Source organism: Specibacter sp. BI4 (genome assembly GCF_056680095.1).
Window position 1 is genome coordinate 814,216 of sequence record NZ_CM155265.1, and the last position, 21,632, is coordinate 835,847.

Annotated in this window: 20 protein-coding genes and 2 riboswitches; of the genes, 10 read left to right on the plus strand and 10 right to left on the minus strand. The window is 65.4% G+C overall.

The window, feature by feature from the left end:
* Positions 1-117 precede the first annotated feature (117 nt).
* Both AC1L6K_RS03850 and AC1L6K_RS03855 read left to right on the plus strand, forming a co-directional pair.
* Complete coding sequence (locus tag AC1L6K_RS03850) at positions 118-1,176, plus strand: hypothetical protein (protein ID WP_480951408.1); 1,059 nt, start codon at positions 118-120, stop codon at positions 1,174-1,176.
* Positions 1,173-3,929 (plus strand): multicopper oxidase domain-containing protein, encoded by a 2,757-nt coding sequence (locus AC1L6K_RS03855; RefSeq protein WP_480951409.1) that lies wholly within the window; start codon positions 1,173-1,175, stop codon positions 3,927-3,929. The genes AC1L6K_RS03850 and AC1L6K_RS03855 overlap by 4 nt, the downstream gene beginning before the upstream one ends.
* Positions 3,930-3,976: 47 nt before the next feature.
* Here AC1L6K_RS03855 and AC1L6K_RS03860 read toward each other — a convergent pair whose 3' ends face one another.
* Complete coding sequence (locus tag AC1L6K_RS03860; RefSeq protein WP_480951410.1) at positions 3,977-4,777, minus strand: SDR family oxidoreductase; 801 nt, start codon at positions 4,775-4,777, stop codon at positions 3,977-3,979.
* The gene (locus tag AC1L6K_RS03865) at positions 4,774-5,331 is read right to left on the minus strand and encodes a MarR family winged helix-turn-helix transcriptional regulator (protein ID WP_480951411.1); all 558 of its coding nucleotides are present in this window, start codon (positions 5,329-5,331) and stop codon (positions 4,774-4,776) included. Before AC1L6K_RS03865 ends, AC1L6K_RS03860 begins: the two co-directional genes overlap by 4 nt.
* Before the next feature lie 344 nt (positions 5,332-5,675).
* Here AC1L6K_RS03865 and AC1L6K_RS03870 point away from each other — a divergent pair, with 344 nt between their 5' ends.
* The 3 genes from AC1L6K_RS03870 (at position 5,676) to AC1L6K_RS03880 (ending at position 8,747) form a co-directional block, all read left to right on the plus strand.
* Positions 5,676-6,968: an adenylosuccinate synthase gene (locus AC1L6K_RS03870; protein ID WP_480951412.1), complete on the plus strand. Its 1,293-nt coding sequence runs from the start codon at positions 5,676-5,678 to the stop codon at positions 6,966-6,968.
* Between the two features lie 391 nt (positions 6,969-7,359).
* A complete protein-coding gene (locus AC1L6K_RS03875; RefSeq protein WP_480951413.1) occupies positions 7,360-8,166 on the plus strand; it encodes a carbon-nitrogen hydrolase family protein in 807 nt (268 codons plus the stop codon).
* 68 nt (positions 8,167-8,234) lie between these two features.
* The gene (locus AC1L6K_RS03880; protein ID WP_480951414.1) at positions 8,235-8,747 is read left to right on the plus strand and encodes an SUKH-4 family immunity protein; all 513 of its coding nucleotides are present in this window, start codon (positions 8,235-8,237) and stop codon (positions 8,745-8,747) included.
* Positions 8,748-8,821: 74 nt separating this feature from the next.
* On the opposite strand, the gene AC1L6K_RS03885 is transcribed toward AC1L6K_RS03880, so the two are convergent.
* From AC1L6K_RS03885 to AC1L6K_RS03915, 7 genes are all read right to left on the minus strand, one after another.
* Positions 8,822-9,316, minus strand: a complete 495-nt coding sequence (locus AC1L6K_RS03885) for a CoA-binding protein (protein ID WP_480951415.1) — start codon at positions 9,314-9,316, stop codon at positions 8,822-8,824.
* Entirely contained in the window at positions 9,313-10,662 is a 1,350-nt protein-coding gene (locus tag AC1L6K_RS03890; RefSeq protein ID WP_480951416.1) for an O-acetylhomoserine aminocarboxypropyltransferase/cysteine synthase family protein, read from the minus strand. The genes AC1L6K_RS03885 and AC1L6K_RS03890 overlap by 4 nt, the downstream gene beginning before the upstream one ends.
* Positions 10,662-11,840, minus strand: coding sequence for a dimethylsulfone monooxygenase SfnG (sfnG, locus tag AC1L6K_RS03895; RefSeq protein ID WP_480951417.1), 1,179 nt, complete (start codon positions 11,838-11,840; stop codon positions 10,662-10,664). The genes AC1L6K_RS03890 and sfnG overlap by 1 nt, the downstream gene beginning before the upstream one ends.
* Positions 11,841-11,977: 137 nt before the next feature.
* On the minus strand, positions 11,978-13,996 hold the full coding sequence (locus tag AC1L6K_RS03900; protein ID WP_480951418.1) for an acetate--CoA ligase: 2,019 nt from the start codon (positions 13,994-13,996) through the stop codon (positions 11,978-11,980).
* The gene (locus tag AC1L6K_RS03905; RefSeq protein WP_480951419.1) at positions 13,993-14,799 is read right to left on the minus strand and encodes an ABC transporter permease; all 807 of its coding nucleotides are present in this window, start codon (positions 14,797-14,799) and stop codon (positions 13,993-13,995) included. The genes AC1L6K_RS03900 and AC1L6K_RS03905 overlap by 4 nt, the downstream gene beginning before the upstream one ends.
* Entirely contained in the window at positions 14,799-15,836 is a 1,038-nt protein-coding gene (locus tag AC1L6K_RS03910; protein WP_480951420.1) for an aliphatic sulfonate ABC transporter substrate-binding protein, read from the minus strand. The genes AC1L6K_RS03905 and AC1L6K_RS03910 overlap by 1 nt, the downstream gene beginning before the upstream one ends.
* A gap of 56 nt (positions 15,837-15,892) precedes the next feature.
* Positions 15,893-16,723, minus strand: a complete 831-nt coding sequence (locus AC1L6K_RS03915) for an ABC transporter ATP-binding protein (protein ID WP_480951421.1) — start codon at positions 16,721-16,723, stop codon at positions 15,893-15,895.
* A 6-nt stretch (positions 16,724-16,729) separates the two neighbouring features.
* Positions 16,730-16,841, minus strand: a riboswitch (SAM riboswitch).
* Between the two features lie 113 nt (positions 16,842-16,954).
* Between AC1L6K_RS03915 and AC1L6K_RS03920 the strand changes: the two genes are divergently transcribed.
* Positions 16,955-17,371, plus strand: a complete 417-nt coding sequence (locus AC1L6K_RS03920) for a CoA-binding protein (protein WP_480951422.1) — start codon at positions 16,955-16,957, stop codon at positions 17,369-17,371.
* A gap of 62 nt (positions 17,372-17,433) precedes the next feature.
* Here AC1L6K_RS03920 and AC1L6K_RS03925 read toward each other — a convergent pair whose 3' ends face one another.
* On the minus strand, positions 17,434-18,639 hold the full coding sequence (locus AC1L6K_RS03925) for a cobalamin-independent methionine synthase II family protein (RefSeq protein ID WP_480951423.1): 1,206 nt from the start codon (positions 18,637-18,639) through the stop codon (positions 17,434-17,436).
* Between the two features lie 11 nt (positions 18,640-18,650).
* Positions 18,651-18,765, minus strand: a riboswitch (SAM riboswitch).
* A 219-nt stretch (positions 18,766-18,984) separates the two neighbouring features.
* On the opposite strand from AC1L6K_RS03925, the gene AC1L6K_RS03930 reads away from it, so the two are divergent.
* The 4 genes from AC1L6K_RS03930 to AC1L6K_RS03945 are packed head-to-tail and all read left to right on the plus strand — an operon-like array spanning position 18,985 to position 21,569.
* Positions 18,985-19,911 (plus strand): polysaccharide deacetylase family protein, encoded by a 927-nt coding sequence (locus AC1L6K_RS03930; RefSeq protein WP_480951424.1) that lies wholly within the window; start codon positions 18,985-18,987, stop codon positions 19,909-19,911.
* 59 nt (positions 19,912-19,970) lie between these two features.
* Positions 19,971-20,606 (plus strand): dihydrofolate reductase family protein, encoded by a 636-nt coding sequence (locus AC1L6K_RS03935; RefSeq protein ID WP_480951425.1) that lies wholly within the window; start codon positions 19,971-19,973, stop codon positions 20,604-20,606.
* Positions 20,603-21,007, plus strand: a complete 405-nt coding sequence (locus tag AC1L6K_RS03940) for an MmcQ/YjbR family DNA-binding protein (RefSeq protein ID WP_480951426.1) — start codon at positions 20,603-20,605, stop codon at positions 21,005-21,007. Before AC1L6K_RS03935 ends, AC1L6K_RS03940 begins: the two co-directional genes overlap by 4 nt.
* Positions 20,991-21,569 carry a DUF1990 family protein gene (locus AC1L6K_RS03945; protein WP_480951427.1) on the plus strand — a complete coding sequence of 193 codons (579 nt, stop codon included), beginning with the start codon at positions 20,991-20,993 and terminating at the stop codon, positions 21,567-21,569. The genes AC1L6K_RS03940 and AC1L6K_RS03945 overlap by 17 nt, the downstream gene beginning before the upstream one ends.
* The last annotated feature ends 63 nt before the right edge of the window (positions 21,570-21,632 follow it).

Genomic DNA, 21,632 nt, shown 5'->3' on the forward strand with positions numbered 1-21,632 from the left:
CCCATCCCGGCGGGCAGGAATTCAAACCTCACACGAACCGCAAAGCCACGAACCGAAAAACCCCGAAACCCAGGGCCCGGGCGCAACGGCGGTGTCCTGCGCAAACCGGCCTTCCGGATGGTATTCCTGTTGCCCGCAGGGGCGGCCCTGCTGATTGGCCTGAACGCGGGCCTGCAGCTCCTTGGGGCGGACGCACCCCTGAAGGTCGACCGCTTCCCCCAGGTCCACGGCATGCTGCTCGTCCTCAGCTTCGTGGGAACCGTCATCGCCCTCGAACGCTCGGTGGCCCTGAACAAGGCGCTGGGCTACGCCTCCCCGGCACTTTTGGGCGTTGCCGGTCTCCTGTTGATTTCGCCGCTGGACCTCTGGATCGGCAAGACCGTCCTGCTGGCCGGAACCATTGCCATGACCCTCGTCTACATCCCCCTGTGGCGGCGCCAGTATGACAACGTCGTGCTCATTCAGATCCTGGGTGCCGTGGCTGCAATCGCCGCCGCCGGATTGTGGCTGCGGGTGTCGTCCATTCCGGTCGTGCTGCCGTTTCTCGTCACCTTTGTGGTGCTGACAATTGCCGGGGAGCGGCTGGAATTGGCCCGCATCGGGATCGGCAGCCCCAAGGCTGAGCCGCTTTTGCTGGCGGCGGGCTTTGTGCTGCTCGGCGCCACGGCAGCCACCCTGCTGTGGCCCGCCGCCGGCTACCCGCTGTACGGGGTGGCCTTGCTGGCGTTGGTCGGCTGGCTCCTCGGGTACGACGCCGCCCGCAAGACGATCCGTTCCACGGGCCTGCCGCGCTACATTGCCGCCTGCCTCCTGGCCGGTTATGGCTGGTTGGCGATTGCCGGCGTCGTGCTGGCCCTGCATGACGGGCCGCTGACGGGCGCCTCCTACGACGTCGCCGTCCACGCGGTGTTCTTGGGCTTCACGATCTCCATGATCATGGCCCACGCCCCGGTGATCCTGCCCGCAGTGCTGCGCAAGCCGCTGCCGTACACCTCTGGATTTTGGCTGCCGGCAGCGCTCCTGCATGTCTCCCTTGTTGTCCGTTTGGTGCTGGGCGACGGCGCGGGGCTCCATGGCGCGTGGGTTGCCGGGGGCGTGCTGAACGTCTTTTCCATCCTGCTGTTCGCCGCCCTGGCGATCTGGCAGGCCACCCATGCACAGAAGGCGGCAGCGTGAACATCGGCTCCGCACCCACGAGTGGAATGCCAGTTCCTCCGAGCGGAAAATCGCCCATGAACCGGGCCGGCTGGCATCTGCGGGCCAACGCGCCGGCGGTGTTTTGGCTCGTGGCGCTCGTGGTTGTGGTGTTGATGCACCGCAACATCCCCGTTTCCGGCTGGCTCATGGTGCACCTGCTACTGCTGGGTGCGGCCACAAACTCGATCCTCGTCTGGAGCTGGCACTTCGCCCAGGCGCTGCTGCGCGGGCCGACGCCAAACAACCGGGCCATGGTGGCCAGGCTCATTGCACTCAACCTGGCCGTTGCGGCGGTGGTGGTCTCGATGGTGCTCGATGTTTGGGTGCTGACGCTCGTGGGCAGCATCGGCGTCGGACTGGTTGTGGCCCTGCACGCCGTGGCACTGGGGCTGCGCGCCCGGAAGGCGCTGCCGTCGCGTTTTGGGCCCACCGTTTGGTACTACGTGGCCGCCTGCCTGCTGCTGCCTGTGGGTGCCGGCGTCGGCGCCGCGCTCGCAGCCAACCCCGCCGGCGGGCTGCATGTGCGCCTGCTGCTTGTCCACATGGGCGTGAACGTGCTCGGCTTTGTCGGCCTGGCCGTGCTGGGCACGTTGATGACGCTGCTGCCAACCATGCTGCGCACCAGGGTGGCCGACGGCGCCGAGGCAGTCGCGCGCCATGGCGCGGTTCCGCTGTTGGCGGGTGTGCTGCTCACAGCCGCCGGGGCGGGGGCCGGGGTGATGTTCCTGTGCACCGTGGGGCTGCTCATTTACCTGGGCGGCGTGTTCTACATTTGCGTGCCGCTTGCCAAGGTTGTGCGGGCCAAGGCGCCAACGACTTTCGCGCCGTTGTCGGCCGTCGCCGCGCTGCTATGGCTGGCCGTCGGGCTTGCCTGGCTGCTGCTGTTGACGCTCACCGCCGACGGCTGGGACGGGCTGCACCGTGGGATCGAGGCCGTGGTTCCTGTGCTGGCAGCCGGATTTGTGGCGCAGGTGCTGGGCGCGGCCCTGACGTATTTGGTGCCTGTGGTTTTGGGTGGCGGCCCGGCCGCCGTCAAGCACAGGGTGGCGGTGCTGGACAAGGCCGGCTGGTTCCGGGTGGTGCTGACCAACGCGGGACTGCTGGTTTCGCTCCTGCCGGTGCCGAGCCTGGTGCGGGTGGGGACCTCATTCCTGGTGCTGGCCGGCCTGGCCTGGTTCCTGCCGCTGCTGGGCGGGGCACTGTTCAGCAAGGCTCCGGTGAAGTCCGACGGCGGCCAAGCCGCTCCCAGCACAGGGGCCGCTCCACCAACTTCAGCCCGCGCAGCTGCCGCAGCTGCCGGGACTGCCGACCCTGAAACGGCGGCGTTTGACCCGGCCCCGCGCAAACGGGCGGGCATGGCAGCCGCCGGGCTTGCCGTCGTCGTGCTTGTCATTGTGGGCGGGATTGTTGCCGATCCGCAGTCACTGCCCGGCCTCTCCGGGGTTGCCGCGCCGTCCGCCGCCACAGCCACGGGCCAGACCACAACAGTGGACATGACCATGAAGAACATGCGCTTTCACCCGGACACGGTGCAGGTGCCAGCGGGAAACAAGCTCGTGATCAACCTGGTCAACGAGGACAACATGGTGCACGATCTCGTCACCGCGTTGGGAACCGATTCCGGGCGGCTGTATCCGGGGGACCGTGCGGTGGTTGATGTGGGCGTGGTCGGCACCGCCGTCGAGGCCTGGTGCAGCGTGGCCGGACACAGGCAGCAGGGCATGGTGCTCAGCATTGTGGTGACCGGCGTGCCTGTCCCGGCACCGGCTGGTTCAGCGCCGGACACGGAGCCAACCACCGGCATGCCGGGAATGGACCACGGCACCGGGACAGACGCGGGCCCGCCGGCAGTCTTTGACTTCATGAAGGAGCCGGCCGCGGGCTTCACCGCCCACGACGCCGCCCTGCCCGCCCTGCCGCCTGCCGAGGGTGCGACGGTGCACGAACTGACCATGAAGGTCACCGAGGAGGAACGCGAGGTGGCGCCCGGGGTCACGCAAAAGCTGTGGCTGTTCAACGGCACCGCGCCCGGGCCCACCCTGCGCGGCAAGATCGGGGACAAATTCAAGATCACGCTCGTCAACGACGGCTCGCTCGGGCACTCGATCGACTTCCACGCCGGGGCGCTCGCGCCGGACCAACCCATGCGGACCATCAACCCGGGGGAGTCGCTGAGCTACACGTTCACGGCCACGCGTGCCGGGATCTGGATGTACCACTGCAGCACCATGCCCATGAGCCAGCACATTGCCAACGGCATGTTCGGCGCCGTCGTCATTGACCCGCCGGGGCTGAAACCCGTGGACAAGGAGTACCTCCTGGTCCAGTCCGAGATCTACGCCGGCGGCCAGGGCGGTGTGGCCGACCTGGCCAAGATCCAGGCCGGGAAGCCGGACGCCGTGGTGTTCAACGGCTACGCCAACCAGTACAGGTTCAGCCCGCTGTCCGCCAAGGTGGGCGAGCGGGTGCGGATTTGGGTGCTCGACGCCGGACCCAACCGGGCGTCGTCGTTCCATGTCATCGGCGGCCAGTTCGACACCACGTGGAGCGAGGGCCGGTACCTTTTGGACGGCTCCGATCCCGCGGCGGGCGCGCAGGTGCTGCCGCTGGCCCCGGCGCAGGGCGGTTTTGTGGAGCTTTCCTTCCCGGAGGCCGGCAACTACCCGTTTGTCTCGCACAGCATGGTCGACGCCGAACGCGGTGCCGCCGGGGTGTTCCAGGTGGTGAAGTAGCCCCTCCCGAAACGCGAGGGTGAATGCAGGGGAGAGGCAGGGGCCGGTTAAGACCAGATATTGTCCCCGCGCAGGCTGGCGTCGGCACCGCCATCGGTGTAGATGACCTGGCCCGTGGTGTGCGTGTTTTCTTCGCTGGTCAACCACGCGAGCAACCGGGCAATGACGACGGCATCCGAGTGGCCGTTCAGGGGCATCGGCACGTTGGCATCCACCATGGCGCGGCCTTCCGGGGTTGCCAGCAGCTTTTCCGTCATGGGCGAAACAACTGTCCCGGGAGCCACGGCGTTCAGCGGAATGCCGGCGCCGGCGAAGCGCGGTGCAATGGCTTCGCGGCGGACCCAGCGGCTCAGTGCGCGCTTGCTTGACGGGTAGTTGAGGTAGCCGGTCCGGGGTCCCTGGGCGGCCAGGGCGGTGCCGATCTTAACTGTCAGGGCCTCGTCGCCTGCCAGCATGGCGTCAACTTGTTCGGCCGAGTTGGCCTGCAGCGACGCCATGGAACTGACGACGGCGGCACGCGGGCTGGCGCTCCTGGCGAGGGCGGGGGCCAGGTGGTCCAGGAATTCGGTGACGCCAAAGAAATTAACACTTGCCGTCAGTGGAATGGGTGCCGAGATGCCTGCGCAGGCGATGACGGCGTCAATGCTGCCGTTGGTCGCGGCCAGGGCTGCATCGGCCGCGGCGCTGCGCCCCTGGCGGGTGCTGAGGTCGGCTTCAACCTCGGCGCCCTTCAGGTCAACACCAATCACCGTGGCACCGCGTTCGCGCAACAGTTCGGCGGTGGCCAGGCCGATGCCTGAACCGGCTCCGGTGATGACATAGCTGCGGCTGGTGGCATTGGCGCTCATTGTTGTGCTCCTTGTGCGGGCCCGGGCAGGGTCTGTCCCGGCAGTGGTTGGGCGTTTCTCAGTTGGGCGGAAAGGGCTGTGGTGGACTGCTCCAATTTGCCAAGCAGCCGCACCAGGTCGTGCCGATCCGTGTCGGCCCAGCCGGTCAGCAGCTCGTCGACCAGGGAATCGCCGGCCCGGACGAAGGTGTTGGCGACCGCCGCACCGGTCTGGGTGAGCGTTGTCAGGTTGGCGCGGGCGTCGTCGGGGTCGGGAATGCGTTCGACAATGCCGGCGGCTGTGAGACGGGCCAGGATCTTGCTGACGTTGGACGGGCCAGTGACCATTTGCTGCGCGAGCCTCGAGGGTCGCAGGGGACCGCCGCCGGCCAGCAGCGTGATGACCTTGATGGCGCCGGGATCCAGCTGGAGCCCTTCGCGGGCAACGACAGCAGTGAGGAAGTCGGGTGCGCTCCATTCGCCAACGATGCGGATGAGGGAGGTCATCAGTGCGTTGTTGTAGGGCTTGACCGGCATGGAGCCAGTCGTGGATTCGGGGCTGTTCGGCGCAGTCATAGCGGGCCTCCTGGGGTGGCGGAACTTAAGTCTCGCATTTAGTGTCCTTAGGACAACATATCATCGATTTTCGCCCGGATCATGAAATCGAACGGCCGATTGCCCGCCCGATGACCCTTTTGGTCCCCGGGCCGCGCCCGGAAGCGGCCCTTAATGTGCACCGCCGTGGGCATTCCGGTAAACTCGGGGGGTAAGACCCCCCTTGATCGTTTGCCAGCCGGCCTCAACTGCCGGTGTTGGACAGTGGTTCCCAAGGGGTATTTTCGTGCCTGGACGCTGCGCGGCGGAACCTCCGCCGAACTTTGCAGCGCCCGGGTCAACTTATGAGCAAGGGGGAGGGTCCCATGCCAGCAATCGTAATCGTCGGCGCCCAGTGGGGTGACGAAGGTAAAGGCAAGGCCACAGATCTTCTAGGTGGTTTGGTCGACTATGTTGTGAAGCCCAATGGTGGCAACAACGCAGGGCACACAGTCGTTGTCGGCGGTGAGAAGTATGAGCTCAAGCTCCTTCCCGCCGGTATTCTGAGCCCCAATGCAACACCTATCATCGGCAATGGCTGCGTCGTTAACCTTGAGGCGTTGTTTGAAGAAATTGAGGGCCTGGAAGCCCGCGGCGCGGACACGTCCAAGCTGCGCATTTCCGCCAACGCCCACCTGGTCGCACCGTACCACCAGGTGCTGGACAAGGTCACCGAGCGTTTTCTGGGCAGCCGCGCCATCGGCACCACCGGCCGCGGCATCGGCCCGGCCTACATGGACAAGGTGGCCCGCCTGGGCATCCGCGTCCAGGACCTCTTTGACGAGTCCATCCTGCGCCAAAAGGTGGAGGGTTCACTTAAGCAGAAGAACCAGCTGCTGGTGAAGGTGTACAACCGCCGAGACGTTGAAGTTGAAGAGGTTGTGGAGTACTTCCTCGCCTTTGCCGAGCGGGTGCGCCCCATGGTCATTGATGCAACCTATGTGTTGAATGAGGCTTTGGACCGCGGCGAAGTGGTGCTCATGGAAGGCGGCCAGGCCACGTTCCTTGACGTTGACCACGGCACCTACCCGTTCGTCACCTCCTCCAACCCCACAGCGGGAGGCGCCTCGGTCGGTTCCGGCATCGGGCCCACCCGAATCACCCGCGCCGTGGGCATCATCAAGGCCTACACCACGCGTGTCGGCGCCGGCCCGTTCCCCACGGAACTGTTCGACGAGATGGGCATCTACCTGCAGAAGACAGGCGGGGAATTTGGCGTCAACACCGGCCGTCCGCGCCGCTGCGGCTGGTACGACGCCCTCCTGGCCCGCCACGCATCGCGCGTCAACGGCTTCACGGACTACTTCGTCACGAAGCTTGACGTGCTCACCGGCATCGAATCGATCCCCGTCTGTGTCGCCTATGACGTCGATGGCGTGCGCCATGACGAAATGCCCATGACGCAGACCGAATTCCACCACGCCAAGCCCATTTTCGAGTACTTCCCGGGCTGGACCGAGGACATCACCACGGCCCGCACCATGGAGGACCTGCCCGAGAATGCGCGCAACTACATCCTTGCGCTCGAGGCCATGTCAGGCACCCGGATCTCCGCCATCGGCGTTGGCCCGGACCGCGACCAGACGATCGTCCGGCACGACCTCATCGGCGAGAAGTAACCCGCGCTGACCACAGCGTTTGGAAGGGACGACGGCGGAACTTCGGTTCCGGCGTCGTCCTTCCCTTTTCCCGGGGTGCTTCAGGCGCCGTCCCCCAGCGCAAGCCGCACCGCGGCCTCGGCATGCAGCCACGTGGTGGGGGAAAACAGGCAGGGGGCCGGCGTGCTGTCAGCCAGGTGCACGAGCGGAATCTGGACGGCTGCCTCGATGGTGCCGGTCCCGTGTCAGCTCGTTGACCAACCGGTCATACAAGGCAGAACTTTCCCAGCTCATGCCCCCCGGCAGCCCAATGGTCTTCATCGGTGCATCTTACTGCGCAGCTCCGTGGTGCGGTCCCGGCCGGGGCGGCTAGGCTGGTTGCACAGGAAATCCACCGGAAGGACCCATGGCCATGAAAGTCAGTGTTGGACAATTCAATCCAGGCGCGGATGTAACAGAGAACCTGGCCACCATGCGCAGACTGTCAGCAACTGCGGTGCAGGCAGGCAGCAAGCTGATCCTGTTCCCCGAGGAGGCAATGTTCTCCGTGGGCCGGATTGCGGGCGATTTTGCCGCGGCAGTTGATGCGCACTGGACCACGTTTGTGCAGGGCCTGTCCATGATCGCCGCCGACCTGGGGATTGCCGTCATTGCCGGCGGCTATGAATCCAGCGGCGAAAACCGTCCGTACAACACAGTGGTTGCAGTGGGCGATGACGGCGAAATTTTGGGCACGTACCGGAAACTCCACCTCTACGACGCCTTCTCCTACCAGGAATCCACCCGGATCAAGCCCAGCGACAGGGGCATTACCACTGTGGAAATCGGCGGTTTGAAGGTGGGCATCATGACCTGCTACGACATTCGCTTCCCCGAACTGGCCCGCTCCCTGGCCCTCTCGGGCGCTGACTTGATTTGCGTGTCGGCGGCCTGGTTCAAGGGCGAGCACAAGGTCGACCACTGGGAAACCCTGCTCAAGGCCCGTGCCATTGAAAACACCTGCTGGGTGGCTGCCGCCGGAACTTCCAGCAAGCATTGCATCGGGCATTCGGCCATTCTTGACCCCATGGGCATCCCGGCCAGCTTCCTCAATGACGAAGACGAAGGCGTGGCCACGGCCGATGTGACCCATCGGCGCATTGAAGAAGTACGGGAATTCCTTCCAGTACTTCTCAACCGGCGTTTTGAAAACAGCTCAGTAGTGATCCCGTCTGGCTGAAACTCGGCGTTGACGTGGTTACCCGCTGTGATTAGTGTCGAGACTATAGGCAGGGGCTGGAGGAAACCATGAACGACACCAGGATTTGGTCAGTATTGGAGCCGATGCATCCCGTGGCGCTTGAGGATGTGCCACTGGATGGGGAATGGCTCAAGCCGCCGTTTGGTGACGATGCGGCAGGCCGTGCCATCGTGTGCAACGACGGGGATTTTCAGTTCGTGGTCGTCAACCGCAAAAGCGGGGCCGTGCTGTACGTCTGCGAGGACGAGGAAACCCTCATCGCTTCCTCCCTGGAGTCCCTGCCGGCCATCGTCGCAGCGTGGGGGTCCATTGACAGGGATACGGTGGGCCCCGAGGACGACGAGGATTTTTCGGCCGTCAAGAAGTCGTTCCACGAACAGCTGGCGGCACTGGACCCCGCCGCAGCCGCAGACAACGAGTTCTGGGCCCTCTACACCGGCGAGCTGACAAGCGACGACTATGTGGACATCGAGGACGAACCGGAAGACGAAGAGGAACCGGAAACAGACTCCGGGGACAACGACCGGCCCGGCATGGACGGCTCCTTCGTGACAGCCTGACAAGCCGACAGCCTGACAAGCCGACAGCCTGATCAGCCGCCGACGTGAGCATCCGCCGGGCCGGCGGGAAGGGGTTAGGCGAGCAGCTGGCGCTTGGAGGAGATGACGCCGGTGTTGAAGCCGGCCAGGTTCAGGCCACCGTGGAAGCGGGCGTGCTCAATCTTGACGCAGCGATCCATGACCACATCCAGGCCCGCGGCTTCGGCCTCGGCCGCAACCCCTTCGTGCCAGGCACCCAGCTGCAGCCAGATCGTCTTGGCCCCGACGGCAAGGGTCTCCGCCAACACGGAGGGGAGGTCGTCGTGGCGGCGGAAGACATCCACCAGGTCAGGGACTTCCGGCAGGTCGGCAAGCGACTTGTACACTGGCTGGCCAAGAATTTCTGTTGCCACCGGGTTCACAAAATACACCCGGTAGCGGCCTGAGGACAGCAGGTACGTGGCCACGAAGTAGCTGGCGCGGGACGGCTTGTCCGAGGCCCCCACAATGGCGATGGATTGGGTTTTACGCAGGATTGCCAGGCGTTCCGGGGCTGTTGGGCCCACCCAGGTGCGTTCAATGGTGCTCATGCTGTTGCTCCGATGGTGCAGGACGGGGCGTCTTCCGCAGAATCTCCTGCGGGCTCCCCTGCTGATTGGGCTGCCGTGAGCGCCTGGTCCAGGTCCCACAGGATGTCCGCGATGTCTTCCAGTCCCACCGAAATGCGGATCAAGTCCTCGGGTACGCCGGCCGCCTCAAGCTGTTCAGCCGAGAGCTGCTGGTGTGTGGTGGATCCCGGGTGCAGGACAAGGGTGCGCGAGTCGCCAATGTTGGCAAGGTGGCTGGCCAGCTGCAGGGCATCAATAAACGCCTTGCCGGCATCCCGGCCGCCGCGGACACCGAAGGCAAACACGGAGCCAACACCCTTGGGCAGGTACGCTCGGCCGCGCTCGTAATGCGGGTGGCTCGGCAGGCCGGCGAACTTGACCCAGGAGACGCGCTCGTCATGCTCGAGCCATTCGGCCACAGCCGCGGCGTTGCGCAGGTGCTCGTCCATGCGCTGGGGCAGGGTCTCAACGCCCTGGAGCAGCTGGAACGCGGACTGTGCCGACAGCGACGGGCCAATGTCACGCAGTTGTTCAGAGCGCAGCTTGGTCAGGAAACCGTACTCGCCAAAGTTCCCCCACCAGGACACATCGCCGTAGGAGGCGACGGGTTCGGTCATGGACGGGAAATTGCCGTTGCCCCAGTTGAACCGCCCGGATTCGACGACGACCCCGCCCAGGGTGGTGCCGTGCCCGCCAAGGAACTTTGTGGCGGAGTGGATGACAATGTCGGCACCGAACTCGATGGGCCGGATCAGGTAGGGGGTGCTCAAGGTTGCATCGACCACGAGGGGGACTCCGGCGTCGTGCGCCACGGCCGCCAGCCCCTCAAGATCGGCAATGTCGCCGGAGGGGTTGGCCACGATTTCCGTGTACACAGCCTTCGTGTTTTCCTTGATCGCGGCGGCAAAGTCGGCCGGATCGTTCGAGTCGATGAACGTCGTGTCCACACCGAAGCGACGCAGCGTCACGTCCAGCTGGGTGATGGTGCCGCCGTACAGCTTCGAGGACGCCACGATGTGGTCGCCCGCCCCGGCCAAGGCTGCGAAGGTGATGAACTCGGCAGCCATGCCCGACGACGTCGCAACAGCCCCGATGCCGCCCTCCAGTGAGGCGATGCGCTCCTCAAAGGCGGCCACCGTCGGGTTGCCGATGCGGGAGTAGATGTTGCCGTACTTTTGCAGGGCGAACAGGTTCGCGGCGTCGTCGGTGTCCTTGAACACGAACGAGGTTGTCTGGTAGATGGGCACGGCCCGGGCGCCGTGGACGGCGTCGGGGGTGCCGCCGGCGTGCAGGGCGCGGGTGCGGAAGCCAAACTGGTGCTCGGCCATCAGGCGGAGGCCTTCTCGAAGTTGGTTTCGGGCAGCGAGGAAGTGTCCAGTTCGGTGCCGTGCTTGCGGGCCAGATCGGCCTCCAACTCGCGCACGATCGGCATGACGTCCTTGCCGAACGCGGCCACTTCTTCCTGGAAGTGCAGGTAGCAGGTCAGCAGCAGGTTCACGCCGGCCTTCTTGTATTCCACAACGCGCTCGGCGATCTGTTCGGGCGTTCCGATCAACCCGGTCTTGAAGCCGTCGTTGTACTGGACCATGTCCTCGTAGGAGGCGTCGGCCCACATGCCCTTGCCGTCCTTCGTGGACGCGCCGGCCTCCTTGACGGACGCGGCGAAGCCTTCGACGGCGGGACGGTGCGCCTTTTCGACGATTTCCCGCAGCGTGTCCTTGGCTTCCTTCTCGGAATCACGGGCAATGACAAAGCCGTTGAGCCCGAAACGCGGCGTGCGGCCAACGGTGGCGGCCGCGGCCAGGACGCCGTTGACGTTGTCCGCGTAGCCCTCAAGGGTGCGGCCGTTGGAGAAGTACCAGTCGGCCACGCGGCCGGCCGTGGCCTGGGCCGCGGTGGAGTTCCCGCCGAAGAAGATCTCCGGGTGGGGGCGGCCGGGCACGTCAATGGGGGCCGGCTGCAGGGTGAAGTTGTTGATGTCGTAGTACTTGCCGGACTGGGAGAAGTCCTTCTCGGTCCAGAGCCCGCGCAGGATCTTGATGAATTCCTCGGTGCGCACGTAGCGTTCGTCATGTTCCAGCCAGTCAAGGCCAAAGTTGGTGAACTCGTCCTTGAGCCAGCCGGAGACAATGTTCACTGCGGCGCGGCCGTTGGAGAGGTGGTCGGCGGTGATCATGAACTTTGCCAGCACACCGGGATGCCACATGCCGGGGTGGACGGCGGCAATGACCTTCAACCGTTCGGTGGCGCCCAGCAGTGCCAGCGAGAAGCTGGTGGCCTCGTGCTGCTGGTCGGCGCCGTAGCTGGCTGCGTAGCGGGCCTGCGTCAGGGCGTATTCAAAGCCGGAGTTTTCCGCGATGCGCGCCAATTTTTTGTTGTAGTCAAAGTCCCAGCCGGTGCGCTGCTCGATCGTGGAGACGACCAGGCCACCGGAGACGTTCGGCACCCAATAGGCAAACTTCAACGGTGTGGCGAGTGCTTCGGGTGATGCGGCAATGCTGGACATGGCGAGCTCCTTCGTTGTGCGGCGTCAAGGGGCCGGGCCTCTTAACCACACGGGATGTATCCGACCATTCTTGCAAGCAATGGCCAATCCGCCAAAGAATGTTTAGCCGTATTGCGTTATTCTGCGTGCAGCCCGAACTATCCGCGGATGCCGGCTTCCGCGATCCGTGCGGACCTCGCCGCGCAGATCTGCTCGATGGCGGGGATGCAGGGCTCATTCTGCAGACTCGTGGTGTCGCCCAGCACGGCACCTTCAAACAGTTGCGCCAACAGCCTGCGCATGATCTTCCCCGACCGGGTTTTGGGCACGTCCGGAACAAACACAATGTCGCGCGGCTTGGCGATGGGGCCGATTTGTGCAGCCACATGGGCCCGCAGTTCCGCGGCGGCGGACTCCTGCTCCGGCGTGAACTGTGCCGGCGTCACAGCCCCGGCACCGTCCACTGCTGTCAGCGAGAGGTCATGGGGCACCACAAACGCCGTGGCCGCATGCCCGGTCTTGGCATCGAAGGTGGGGCACACGCCGGCCTCCACGACGCCCGGGTGGGACACCAGTGCCGATTCGATTTCAATCGTGGAGAGCCGGTGCCCGGAAATGTTGATGACATCATCGGTCCGGCCCAGGATCCAAATGTCCCCGTCCTCGTCGAAGCGGGCGCCGTCGCCGGCCAGGAACCAGCCCTGCGCGGCATATTTTTCCCAGTAGGAGCTGAAGTAGCGTTCCGGGTTGCCCCAGACGGTGCGGGCCATGGCCGGGCCGGTGCTGGTGAGCACAATGTTGCCCTGCACCCCGGCCGGGACGGTTCTGCCGCCGTCGTCCACCACATCCACGGCGACACCTGGCAGTGCGCGGGTGCCGCAGCCCGGCTTGAAGGCCGCATCGTCCTGCCGCGGGGAGAGGATGGTGGCGCCAGTCTCCGACTGCCACCACGTGTCAACCATGGGGATGCCGCGCGAAGGATCGCCGGGGACCAGCGAATCGCGTCCCACCTGGCTGCGCAGCCAACGCCACGCCTCCGGGTTGACGGCCTCGCCCACGGTTCCGGCCAGCCGGATGGAGGAAAGGTCATGATGGGCCGGCACGCCGTCGGGGAACCAGCCCATGAGGGAACGAACCAGGGTGGGGGCCGTGTAGTAGCTGGTGACCTTGTAGCGTTCGATGATGTCAAAGTGCCGGCCGGGGTGCGGGGCGTTGGGCACGCCCTCGTAGATCACCTGGGTGACGCCGTTGGACAGCGGCCCGTAGATCTCGTAGGTGTGTGCAGTGACCCAGGCCAGGTCAGCCGTGCACCAGTGCACATCGCTGTCGCGCAGGGCCGGGTCGGGGTTGCTGAACAGGAACTCGTGGCTCCAGGAAGCCTGGGTCAGGTAGCCGCCGGTGGTGTGGACCAGGCCCTTGGGCTGGCCGGTGGTGCCGGAGGTGTACATGATGAACAGCGGGGTCTCGGCGTCGAACGCCTGAGCCTTGTGCACGCGGGGTGCGGTTTCGACGGCGTCATGCCACCAGACATCCCGGCCCGGGGTCCACGGCACGGTGTCCAGCGCATCGGCAGGGGTGGTGCGATTGATGACGAGCACATGCTCGATGGCGTTGCGCCCGCCCACAGCCAAGTCCGCGTGGCCCTTGACCGGGACGACGGTGCCGCGGCGGTACTGGCCGTCGGTGGTGACGAGCAGTTTGGCGCCGGTGTCCTCGACCCGGAATTTCAGGGCTTCGGCGGAGAAGCCACCAAACACGAGCGAGTGCACGGCCCCGATCCTGGCGCAGGCGAGCGTGATGACAATCGTTTCCACCAGCACCGGCAGGTAGATGACCACGCGGTCGCCGGGGCCGATGCCCAGAGCTTCCAGCGCGTGGGCGGCCTGGCTGACCAGTTCGGTCAGTTCGAGATAGCTGATGCTCCGGCGGTCGCCGGGCTCGCCCTCAAAGTGCAGCGCGACCTTGCCGCCGTTGCCTGCGGCCACATGCCTGTCCGTGCAGTTGACTGCGGCGTTGAGTTTGCCGCCCTCGAACCAGCGGATCTCCGGTCCGCGCCTGGCTGCCGGGTCTGCCGGTGTTGAGGTGTGGACGGTGTGCCAGGGTTGGGCCCAGTCGAGCCGGCCGGCCGCGGCCGCCCAAAAATCGAGGCGGTTCGTTTCGCTTGTTTCCGTTGTCATGACCATTTGCGCACAGCCCATTTCTCCGCCAGGCCCAGCAGGGCGTCGGTGGCCTTGCCGAGAACTGCCAGCAGCACGATGGCCAGGAGCAGTCTGTCGGTGCGGCCGTTGTTTTGTGAATCCGTCAACAGGAAGCCCAGCCCCATGGAGGAGGCGATCAGTTCGGCAGCAACCAGGAACAGCCAGGCCTGGGCCAGGGCCAGGCGCAGCCCGGAGAAGATGGCCGGGACGACTGCCGGCAATTGCACTGTGGTCAACAGCTTGATGCCCTTCAGGCCAAAGGCGCGGGCGGCCTCCACAAGGTTTTTGTCCACGTGGCGCAGGGCCAGGGACACAGTGGTGAACACCGGGAAAAACGCCCCAATCACAATCAAGGTGACCTTTGAGTCCTCGCCGATTTTCATCCACAGGATCAGCAGCGGCACCCATGCCAGTGACGGGACGGCCCGCAAGGCGCCGATCGTGGGGCCCAGCAACACCTCGGCGGCCTTGGAGAGCCCAACCAGGGCGCCAAGTGAAATACCCAGGGCGGCGCCGGCAACAAATCCGATGAGCACCCGCTGCGTGGAGATCGCCACATGGCCGAACAGTTCGTTGCGCCCGATGAGCTCGGTCCCGGCCTCAAGCACGGCCCGGGGTGCCGGCAGCTGGACGGGTGAGAAGAGTCCGGCGGCCGTGCTCAGCTGCCAGGCCAGCAATATCAGGGCCGGCAGCAGCAGGCCCAGACCCAGCCGGGCCCAGCCGTTGGCCAGGTTCCGGCCAGACCAGTTGCGGCGCGCGGTCGTCGTGGTGGTGGCTGTCATCAGGATTCCTTGATCGAATCGGGATTTGCCTTCACGGCCAGGGAATCATCCAGGAGGGTTTCCAGGGCGGTGTCGACCTCAGCCTGTGTCTTGACGTCGCCGAGCTCCACAAAGGTGGGCCCGATCTTTGCCAGCACGGCGCGCTGCTTGTCCCCGGGAATCCCGGACACGTCGAGGTTGCTGCGCTCGAGAATGACGGTTTTGGCCACTGCCGGCTTGAGTCCTGCGGCGTCGGCGAGGATTTGTGCCGTTTCTTCGGGGTTGGCCGCAGCCCAGACGCGGGCCTTTTCGTAGGCGTCGACAACTGTCTGCGCCAGTTCGGGCTTTTCCTTCAGGAACGACTCGGTGGCGTTGAGGAAACCGTAGGTGTTGAAATCCAGATTCCGGTAGAAGAGTGTGGCGCCTTCTTGTTCGGCTGTGGCCATGATGGGATCCAAACCGGACCAGGCGTCGACGGAACCGTTCGCCAGGGCTGCGCGGCCGTCGGCATGCTGGAGGTTCTCCACTGTCACGTCCTTGGTGCTCAGGCCGGCCTCTTCCAGTGCCTGGACCAGGAAGAAGTACGGATCGGTGCCCTTGGTTGCGGCCACCGACTTGCCCTTGAGATCGGCAACCGAGGTGATGGCGGAGCCCTTGGCGGTAACCAGTGCCGCCCATTCGGGCTGGGAGTAGAGAGAGATGGTCTTGATGGGTGAGCCGTTGGCGCGGGCCAGCAGCGCCGCGGAACCCGCGGTGGAACCGACATCGACGGCTCCGGCGCGCAGGGCCTCGTTGGCCTTGTTTGAACCTGCCGACTGCAGCCACTTCACCGTGACGCCCTTGTCCGCCAAGGTCGCCTCCAGCCAGCCCTTTTCCTTGATGACGAGGCTCAGCGGGTTGTAGGTGGCAAAGTCGAGGGTCAGCGTGCCGGATCCGCCGCTGTTGCCGGCGGCGTCGAAGGCTGCGTTTTCACCGGCGCAGCCGGCCAGGGCGAGCGTGGAGACGGCGGCTGCGACGCTCAGGAAGGAGCGGCGGTTGACAGAGCGTGAAACAGGCATGATGGTCCTAAAAATGGTTGCGGTGGTGAAAGTGCGGGAGCGCTGGAATGGGGAGGTTAGTGGCCGTCGACGCCGAGGCTGGCCAACAGCGAACTGCGCAGCCCGGCCAGCTCCGTTGACGCCCGGTTGCGGGGTCGCGGGCCGGGCACGTCCACCGTGCGCACAATGGTCGACCCGGCGCGGCCGCTCCCGTCGGAGCCGAGCAGGATGATGCGGTCGGCAAGCTGCAGCGCCTCGTCAACGTCGTGGGTGACCAGCAGGACAGTTGCCGGCTCGGCGGCGTGCACGTCCAGCAGCAGATCCTGCATCGTAATCCGGGTCAGGGCGTCCAAGGCGCCGAAGGGCTCATCCAGCAGCAAAACGCCTGGATTGCGGGCGAGGGCACGGGCCAGGGACGCCCGTTGTGCCATGCCGCCGGAGACCTCCCGCGGCCTGTGCCCGGCGAAATCTGACAGGCCCACCAGTTTGAGCAGGTTTTGCACCGTTTGGCGGCTGCGGGTGGCGTCGGCGCTGGTGGGCACACCAATCGCCACGTTCCCGGCGATCGACTTCCATGGCAGCAGGCGGGGCTCCTGGAATGCCACGGCACAGCGCGAATCGATGCCGGACACGGCCGTTCCGTCGATGGAGACGGTGCCGGCGCTCGGGGCATCGAGCCCGGCGACGGCACGCAGAAGGGTGGATTTCCCACAGCCGGAGGGTCCGAGCAAGGCGACGATTTCTCCGGCTCGCACGTCAAAGGAGACATTGCGGAGCACTGTGTGGGTGCCGGCCCCGGAGCCAAAGGAACGGCCCAGGTCCTGAAAGGACACCGGCATGGCGGCCGTGCCCTGCGGATCGGAGACTGCCGGGGAGGCTGGTGCGGGTGGCGAAAGCAAAGCAGACATGGGAACACTCCATCGGTGCTGGCGGTAGCACCCTGCCGGTATCAACACCCGGGAAGGGTGCCGACCAGGGTTGCTGCGGCGTCGTTGAGCCAGATCTCTCAGCCGCTCGGGATGGTCACCTTTAGACTAGGTCCCCGCACCGGACCGGCAGAAATTGGATGGCCTGCCGCGGTTCGCGGAGCGTAACAATTCAATTGGCCGAGCGCTGCAGGGACGGCATAAGCTCAGATCATGGCACATGCAAACGACCCCGCAACCATTCGCCGCCTGCTGACGACGCCGGGCCGCTGGGCTGTGGTTGGATTGTCCAGCAACCCCCGCCGCGCCGCCGTCGGCGTCTCCTTGTTTCTGCAGCGGCACCTGGGCCAGGAGATCATCCCTGTCAGCTTGAAGGGCGACGACGTCCACGGCGCCAAGGGTTATAAAACACTGGCCGAGATCCCGGGAAGCATTGATGTTGTTGACTGTTTCGTGAATTCCACGAAGGTGGGCGCCGTGGTTGACCAGGCAATTGCCGTGGGCGCCCGGGCCGTCTGGCTGCAGCTGGGCGTCATTGACGAGGCGGCGGCACAGCGGGCAGCGGACGCCGGCCTGGATGTCGTCATGGACACCTGCCCCAAAATTGAGGCTGCGGCACTGGGCCTTTAGCCGCCCCACCCTGGCGGCAATGGTGGGCCACAACCCAGCACTGCCGCCATTGCGGAGCCGGACTATTTCCAGAGACGCTTGCTGGCCAGGCGGGCGCCGTCCCCAAGGGCCGACAGCTTGGCTGCGGCAATCTGTGGATGGACGCGGCCGCCCAGGCCGCAATCCGTGGAGGCGATGATGCTTTCACGCCCCACGACTGAGGCAAAGCGTTCAATCCGGTCGGCCACCAGCTCCGGGTGTTCAACCACGTTCGTTGCGTGCGAGACGATGCCGGGCACAATTGACTTGCCCTCGGGCAGCTTGGTGTCCTGCCAGACTTTCCACTCATGTTCGTGGCGGGCGTTGGCAGCCTCGAAGGAATACGACCCAGCATTGATCTGGAGCATGGTGCCAACCAGCTCGGGGAACGGCAGGTCGGTGGTGTGCGGGCCGTGCCAGGAACCCCAGCACAGGTGGAAACGGATCTGGTCCTCCGGCAGCCCGCGCAGTGCGTAGTTCAACGCCTCAACCCTGATCTGGGTGAACTTGAGGTAGTCCTCAACCGACGGGGCCGGGGTGATCTGGTCCCAGTTCTCCGCGATCGAGGGGTCATCGATCTGAAGTGTCAGACCGGCATTGATGACGGCAGTGTATTCCTCCCGCAGCACGTCGGCACAGGCGTAGATGAATTCTTCCTCCGTCGCATAAAATTCGTTGGAAATGCGGGAGGCGCTGCCGGGGGACAGGGCTGCCACGAATCCTTCCGCGACGTTTGCCCGGGACATTCCGGTGGTGAGATTCTTGATGTCGGAGGCGACGGCGTCGTGCCCGGTGTAGACCAGCGGGCCGGTGCATTTCGGGAACAGTTTTGCGCCGGCGGAGAAGATGCCGGAGGCGGGGTCGTTGTAGGCCTCGGCAAAAATGGCACGGTCTCGGCGGTGCACAAAGCCCGTCAGTGCAACGTTGCCGGGCGTCGACTCGACGGCGTCAACAGCCCATTTCTGGTCCGCATCCAGCTCCAGTCCGCCCATGCGGGCAAAGGAGTAGGACCACCAGGCGCCGTAATCGACGGCGGTGGACATGGCATGACCGAATTCGCCGTCGTTGACGATGTCAATTCCGGTGGCTTGTTGGCGTGCCACCACGTCAACGACGGACTCCTCCAGCAGCAACTCAAATTCCGCCGTGGCACCATCGGCTTCCTTCACCTCATTGGCGGCGAGCAGGGCAGGGGTGCGGGGCAGCGAACCCGCATGGCTGGTGCGGATGTGGGTGGTATTTAAAGACACGATTGGTTTCCTTTCCATCGTTTCTGGCGGTAGCACCGTACCTTGGCCCGCCGCATCAATTCGGCGGGCATTGGATGGTTGCTGCGGCGTCAACAAGCCAGGTCTCTCGGCCGCTCTGGATGGGATGTGTGTCAGCCTAGCGCCCGGAAACGCCCGGCAAAAAATTGTCTGCCGGATGTGACGCCCGGGGTCCGGCCGGCAGTTCCCGTCGGCAAATCGCCGAGGGGACTGGCGCCATCCCTGCGGCTCGGGATTATGCTCGGACCATGGCGCAAATCACAGGGCCGCGCGTCTCCGGGCACCCTCGGCCGGTGGCCCCCCACACTGAACGCCCGGAAGGAAGACATGCCGCAGCACCTTGACCGTTCCCGCCACCGGCAGCGCTGGATGGGGTTGTTCATCGTCGCATTGGCCGTTGCGCTGGTGGTCGGCGGCCTCTGGTGGGTCGCCGCAACGGCCGGCCCGGCCGGGGATGCAGCCGCGGCGGCTGCCACCACCGGGACTGCGGGCAGCAGCGCGACGGCGGCCCCGTCAGCCCCGGCGACCACGGCGAAAACTGGTGCGGCGGACCCGACGGAAGCTCCGGCGTCGGACACTGCCCCAATCACGCCGGCGGTCGATCCGGTGACGGGGCGGGTCAGCACCCTCGACGGGATCGTACCGGACTATGTGCTGCCACCCATCGAAAATGGTCTGGCCCCGGTGCTGACAAAGGTGCCCACCGAGCAAATGGTGGTGTTCCTGACCATCGACGACGGCGCCGTGAGGCGGGACTCGGACCTGGCGCTGCTGGAGGAGAGCGGCATCAAGGCGTCACTGTTCCTGACACACGCCTTCATTGCAGGCGATCCGCAGCATTACCAGAAATATGTGGCGGCCGGGCACTTGATCGAGAATCACACCATGACCCATGATTTGGGCTTCATCAAGTTGAGCTACGAGCAGCAAAAAGCCGAGATCTGTGCGATGGCCGATTACGAGGAACAGCAGTACGGACGCCGGCCCGTGTTCTTCCGGCCACCCGGCGGGCCCTACACGCAGGCCACCCGACAGGCTGTGGCGGAGTGCGGCATGAAGGCAGTCATCGACTGGGAAGCCAAGGCCAACGCCGGTGGCATGGACTACCAGATCGGGGCCGGGCTGCGGCCGGGGGACATTGTCCTGATGCACTTCCGGCCGGAGTTCCCGGACGATCTGGGCGCTTTTCTGCGGGCGCAAAAGGCTGCCGGGCTCAAGGTTGTGCTGCTTGAGGACTACCTGGCCACCACATAGCGGGGCGGCCCTGGTTCCGGCACGTGCCGCCGGGCTGTTCACCGGGTAGCGTTGATGCCATGACGCGCATTGTTTACTACACGGCGGCAACCCTGAACGGCTTTCTGGCGGACCGGAACCACTCGCTGGACTGGCTTTTTGCCGTTGACGACACTGACGGGCCGGACATCGCGGGGTTCATGGACACCATGGGCGTCTTCGTGGAGGGTTCCTCCACCTACGAATGGATCCTCAAGGCGGAGAACCTGCTGGCTGAGCCCGCCAAATGGCAGCAGTACTACGGAAGCAAGCCCACCTACGTTTTCACCTCCCGGACGCTGCCAGTGCCTGAAGGGGCGGATGTGCGCTTCGTCAACGGCCCGGTCGCCGATGTGCTGGAAGAGATCAAGGACGCTTCGGGCGACCTTGACGTGTGGGTGGTCGGCGGCGGCGACCTGGCCGGGCAGTTCCTGGATCTTGGCGCACTGGATGAACTCGTCGTCACGATCGCCCCGGCTGCACTGGTTGGCGGGGCGCCGCTGCTGCCGCGCAATGTGGGGGCCGACAGACTCAAGCTGAGCGCCGCCAGCAAACATGGAGAGTTCGCGATGCTGAGCTACGCAGTGCTCAGCGCCGCGGCGACCGGGCCGGAAACGTCCGGTTCGGAAACGTCCGGGCCGGCACCGTCCGGCGAAGAAGGGCGGATGCTGCCGTGAGCCTCAGTGCAGAGTCCTTGCGAGCTGCCGCGCTGGCCCTGGCCGGCGCCTACGAAGACTTCCCCTTCGGGCCCGAGACCAGCGTGTTCAAGGTCAAGGCAACCAGCGGCGGCGAACAACGCACCGGCAAGGTGTTTGCCCTGGGCGACCTCAACGGGCCGGAGCTGTCCATCAGCTTGAAATGCGATCCGCTGTTGGCTGCGCAGTTGCGCACCGCCAACCCAGGCATCATCCCCGGCTACCACCTGAACAAGCGGCACTGGAACACCGTGGACTGCACGGCGGTGGACGCGGACATGGTGCTGGACATGCTGGAGGATTCCTACGACCTTGTGGTGGACGGCCTGCCCAAGAAACAACAAACCGCCTTGAAATGGAGTGCACGTGTTGCCAAAAGCTGACCGTCGCCGTCTTGACTATCCCTGCCTTGGCCTGACCCGGCTGATGGCGCAAAAACCCGCCGACGCCGCAGCATGGCCCAAGGGATTTGACCACGTGGACAAGTCCATCCTCGTGGGGCAGGGCGCCGAGGCCTTTGCAGCCCTGGCCGAAGGCATCATGACCTGGCAAATTCAGCGGCGTGCGGGCCTGCAGGTCACGGCACCGCCCCGGGCCGTTGTTGGTGCCCGGGTTGTCAGTGGTTTTGGGGTGGGCCGCCTTCGACTGCCGGTGCCGTGCGAAGTGGTGTGGACGTTGGAGCCCCAAACACTGACAGGCCCCGACGGGGCTGACGCAACCATGGCGGGCTTTGGCTACGGCACCCTGCCAGGACACCCGGCACTGGGTGAGGAGGCATTCATTGCAATGCAGACGTCCGACGGCGGCGTCCACTTCAGGCTGTTGGCGTTCAGCAAGCCCGCCGGATTCATCTACACGCTTGGCTCCCCGGTCACCAAGCTCACCCAGGCCGGCGTCACCCGTTCCTACCAGCAGGCAGCCCGCACGCTGGCGGGCGGCTTTTAGCCGGGACACCCGGCGCATGGCGTCCCGGCGCCCGGACAGCAAGGAACCCCGGCCATCTCAAGG

Bases quoted from the DNA above. Each gene is read 5' to 3' on its own strand.
- AC1L6K_RS03900 (WP_480951418.1), bottom strand. From the start codon at position 13,996: ATGACAACGGAAACAAGCGAAACGAACCGCCTCGATTTTTGGGCGGCC.
- AC1L6K_RS03890 (WP_480951416.1), bottom strand. From the start codon at position 10,662: ATGGCCGAGCACCAGTTTGGCTTCCGCACCCGCGCCCTGCACGCCGGC.
- AC1L6K_RS03905 (WP_480951419.1), bottom strand. From the start codon at position 14,799: ATGACAGCCACCACCACGACGACCGCGCGCCGCAACTGGTCTGGCCGG.
- AC1L6K_RS03875 (WP_480951413.1), top strand. From the start codon at position 7,360: ATGAAAGTCAGTGTTGGACAATTCAATCCAGGCGCGGATGTAACAGAG.
- AC1L6K_RS03885 (WP_480951415.1), bottom strand. From the start codon at position 9,316: ATGAGCACCATTGAACGCACCTGGGTGGGCCCAACAGCCCCGGAACGC.
- sfnG (WP_480951417.1), bottom strand. From the start codon at position 11,840: ATGTCCAGCATTGCCGCATCACCCGAAGCACTCGCCACACCGTTGAAG.
- AC1L6K_RS03920 (WP_480951422.1), top strand. From the start codon at position 16,955: ATGGCACATGCAAACGACCCCGCAACCATTCGCCGCCTGCTGACGACG.
- AC1L6K_RS03870 (WP_480951412.1), top strand. From the start codon at position 5,676: ATGCCAGCAATCGTAATCGTCGGCGCCCAGTGGGGTGACGAAGGTAAA.
- AC1L6K_RS03910 (WP_480951420.1), bottom strand. From the start codon at position 15,836: ATGCCTGTTTCACGCTCTGTCAACCGCCGCTCCTTCCTGAGCGTCGCA.
- AC1L6K_RS03860 (WP_480951410.1), bottom strand. From the start codon at position 4,777: ATGAGCGCCAATGCCACCAGCCGCAGCTATGTCATCACCGGAGCCGGT.
- AC1L6K_RS03930 (WP_480951424.1), top strand. From the start codon at position 18,985: ATGCCGCAGCACCTTGACCGTTCCCGCCACCGGCAGCGCTGGATGGGG.
- AC1L6K_RS03915 (WP_480951421.1), bottom strand. From the start codon at position 16,723: ATGTCTGCTTTGCTTTCGCCACCCGCACCAGCCTCCCCGGCAGTCTCC.
- AC1L6K_RS03850 (WP_480951408.1), top strand. From the start codon at position 118: ATGGTATTCCTGTTGCCCGCAGGGGCGGCCCTGCTGATTGGCCTGAAC.
- AC1L6K_RS03935 (WP_480951425.1), top strand. From the start codon at position 19,971: ATGACGCGCATTGTTTACTACACGGCGGCAACCCTGAACGGCTTTCTG.
- AC1L6K_RS03880 (WP_480951414.1), top strand. From the start codon at position 8,235: ATGAACGACACCAGGATTTGGTCAGTATTGGAGCCGATGCATCCCGTG.
- AC1L6K_RS03865 (WP_480951411.1), bottom strand. From the start codon at position 5,331: ATGACTGCGCCGAACAGCCCCGAATCCACGACTGGCTCCATGCCGGTC.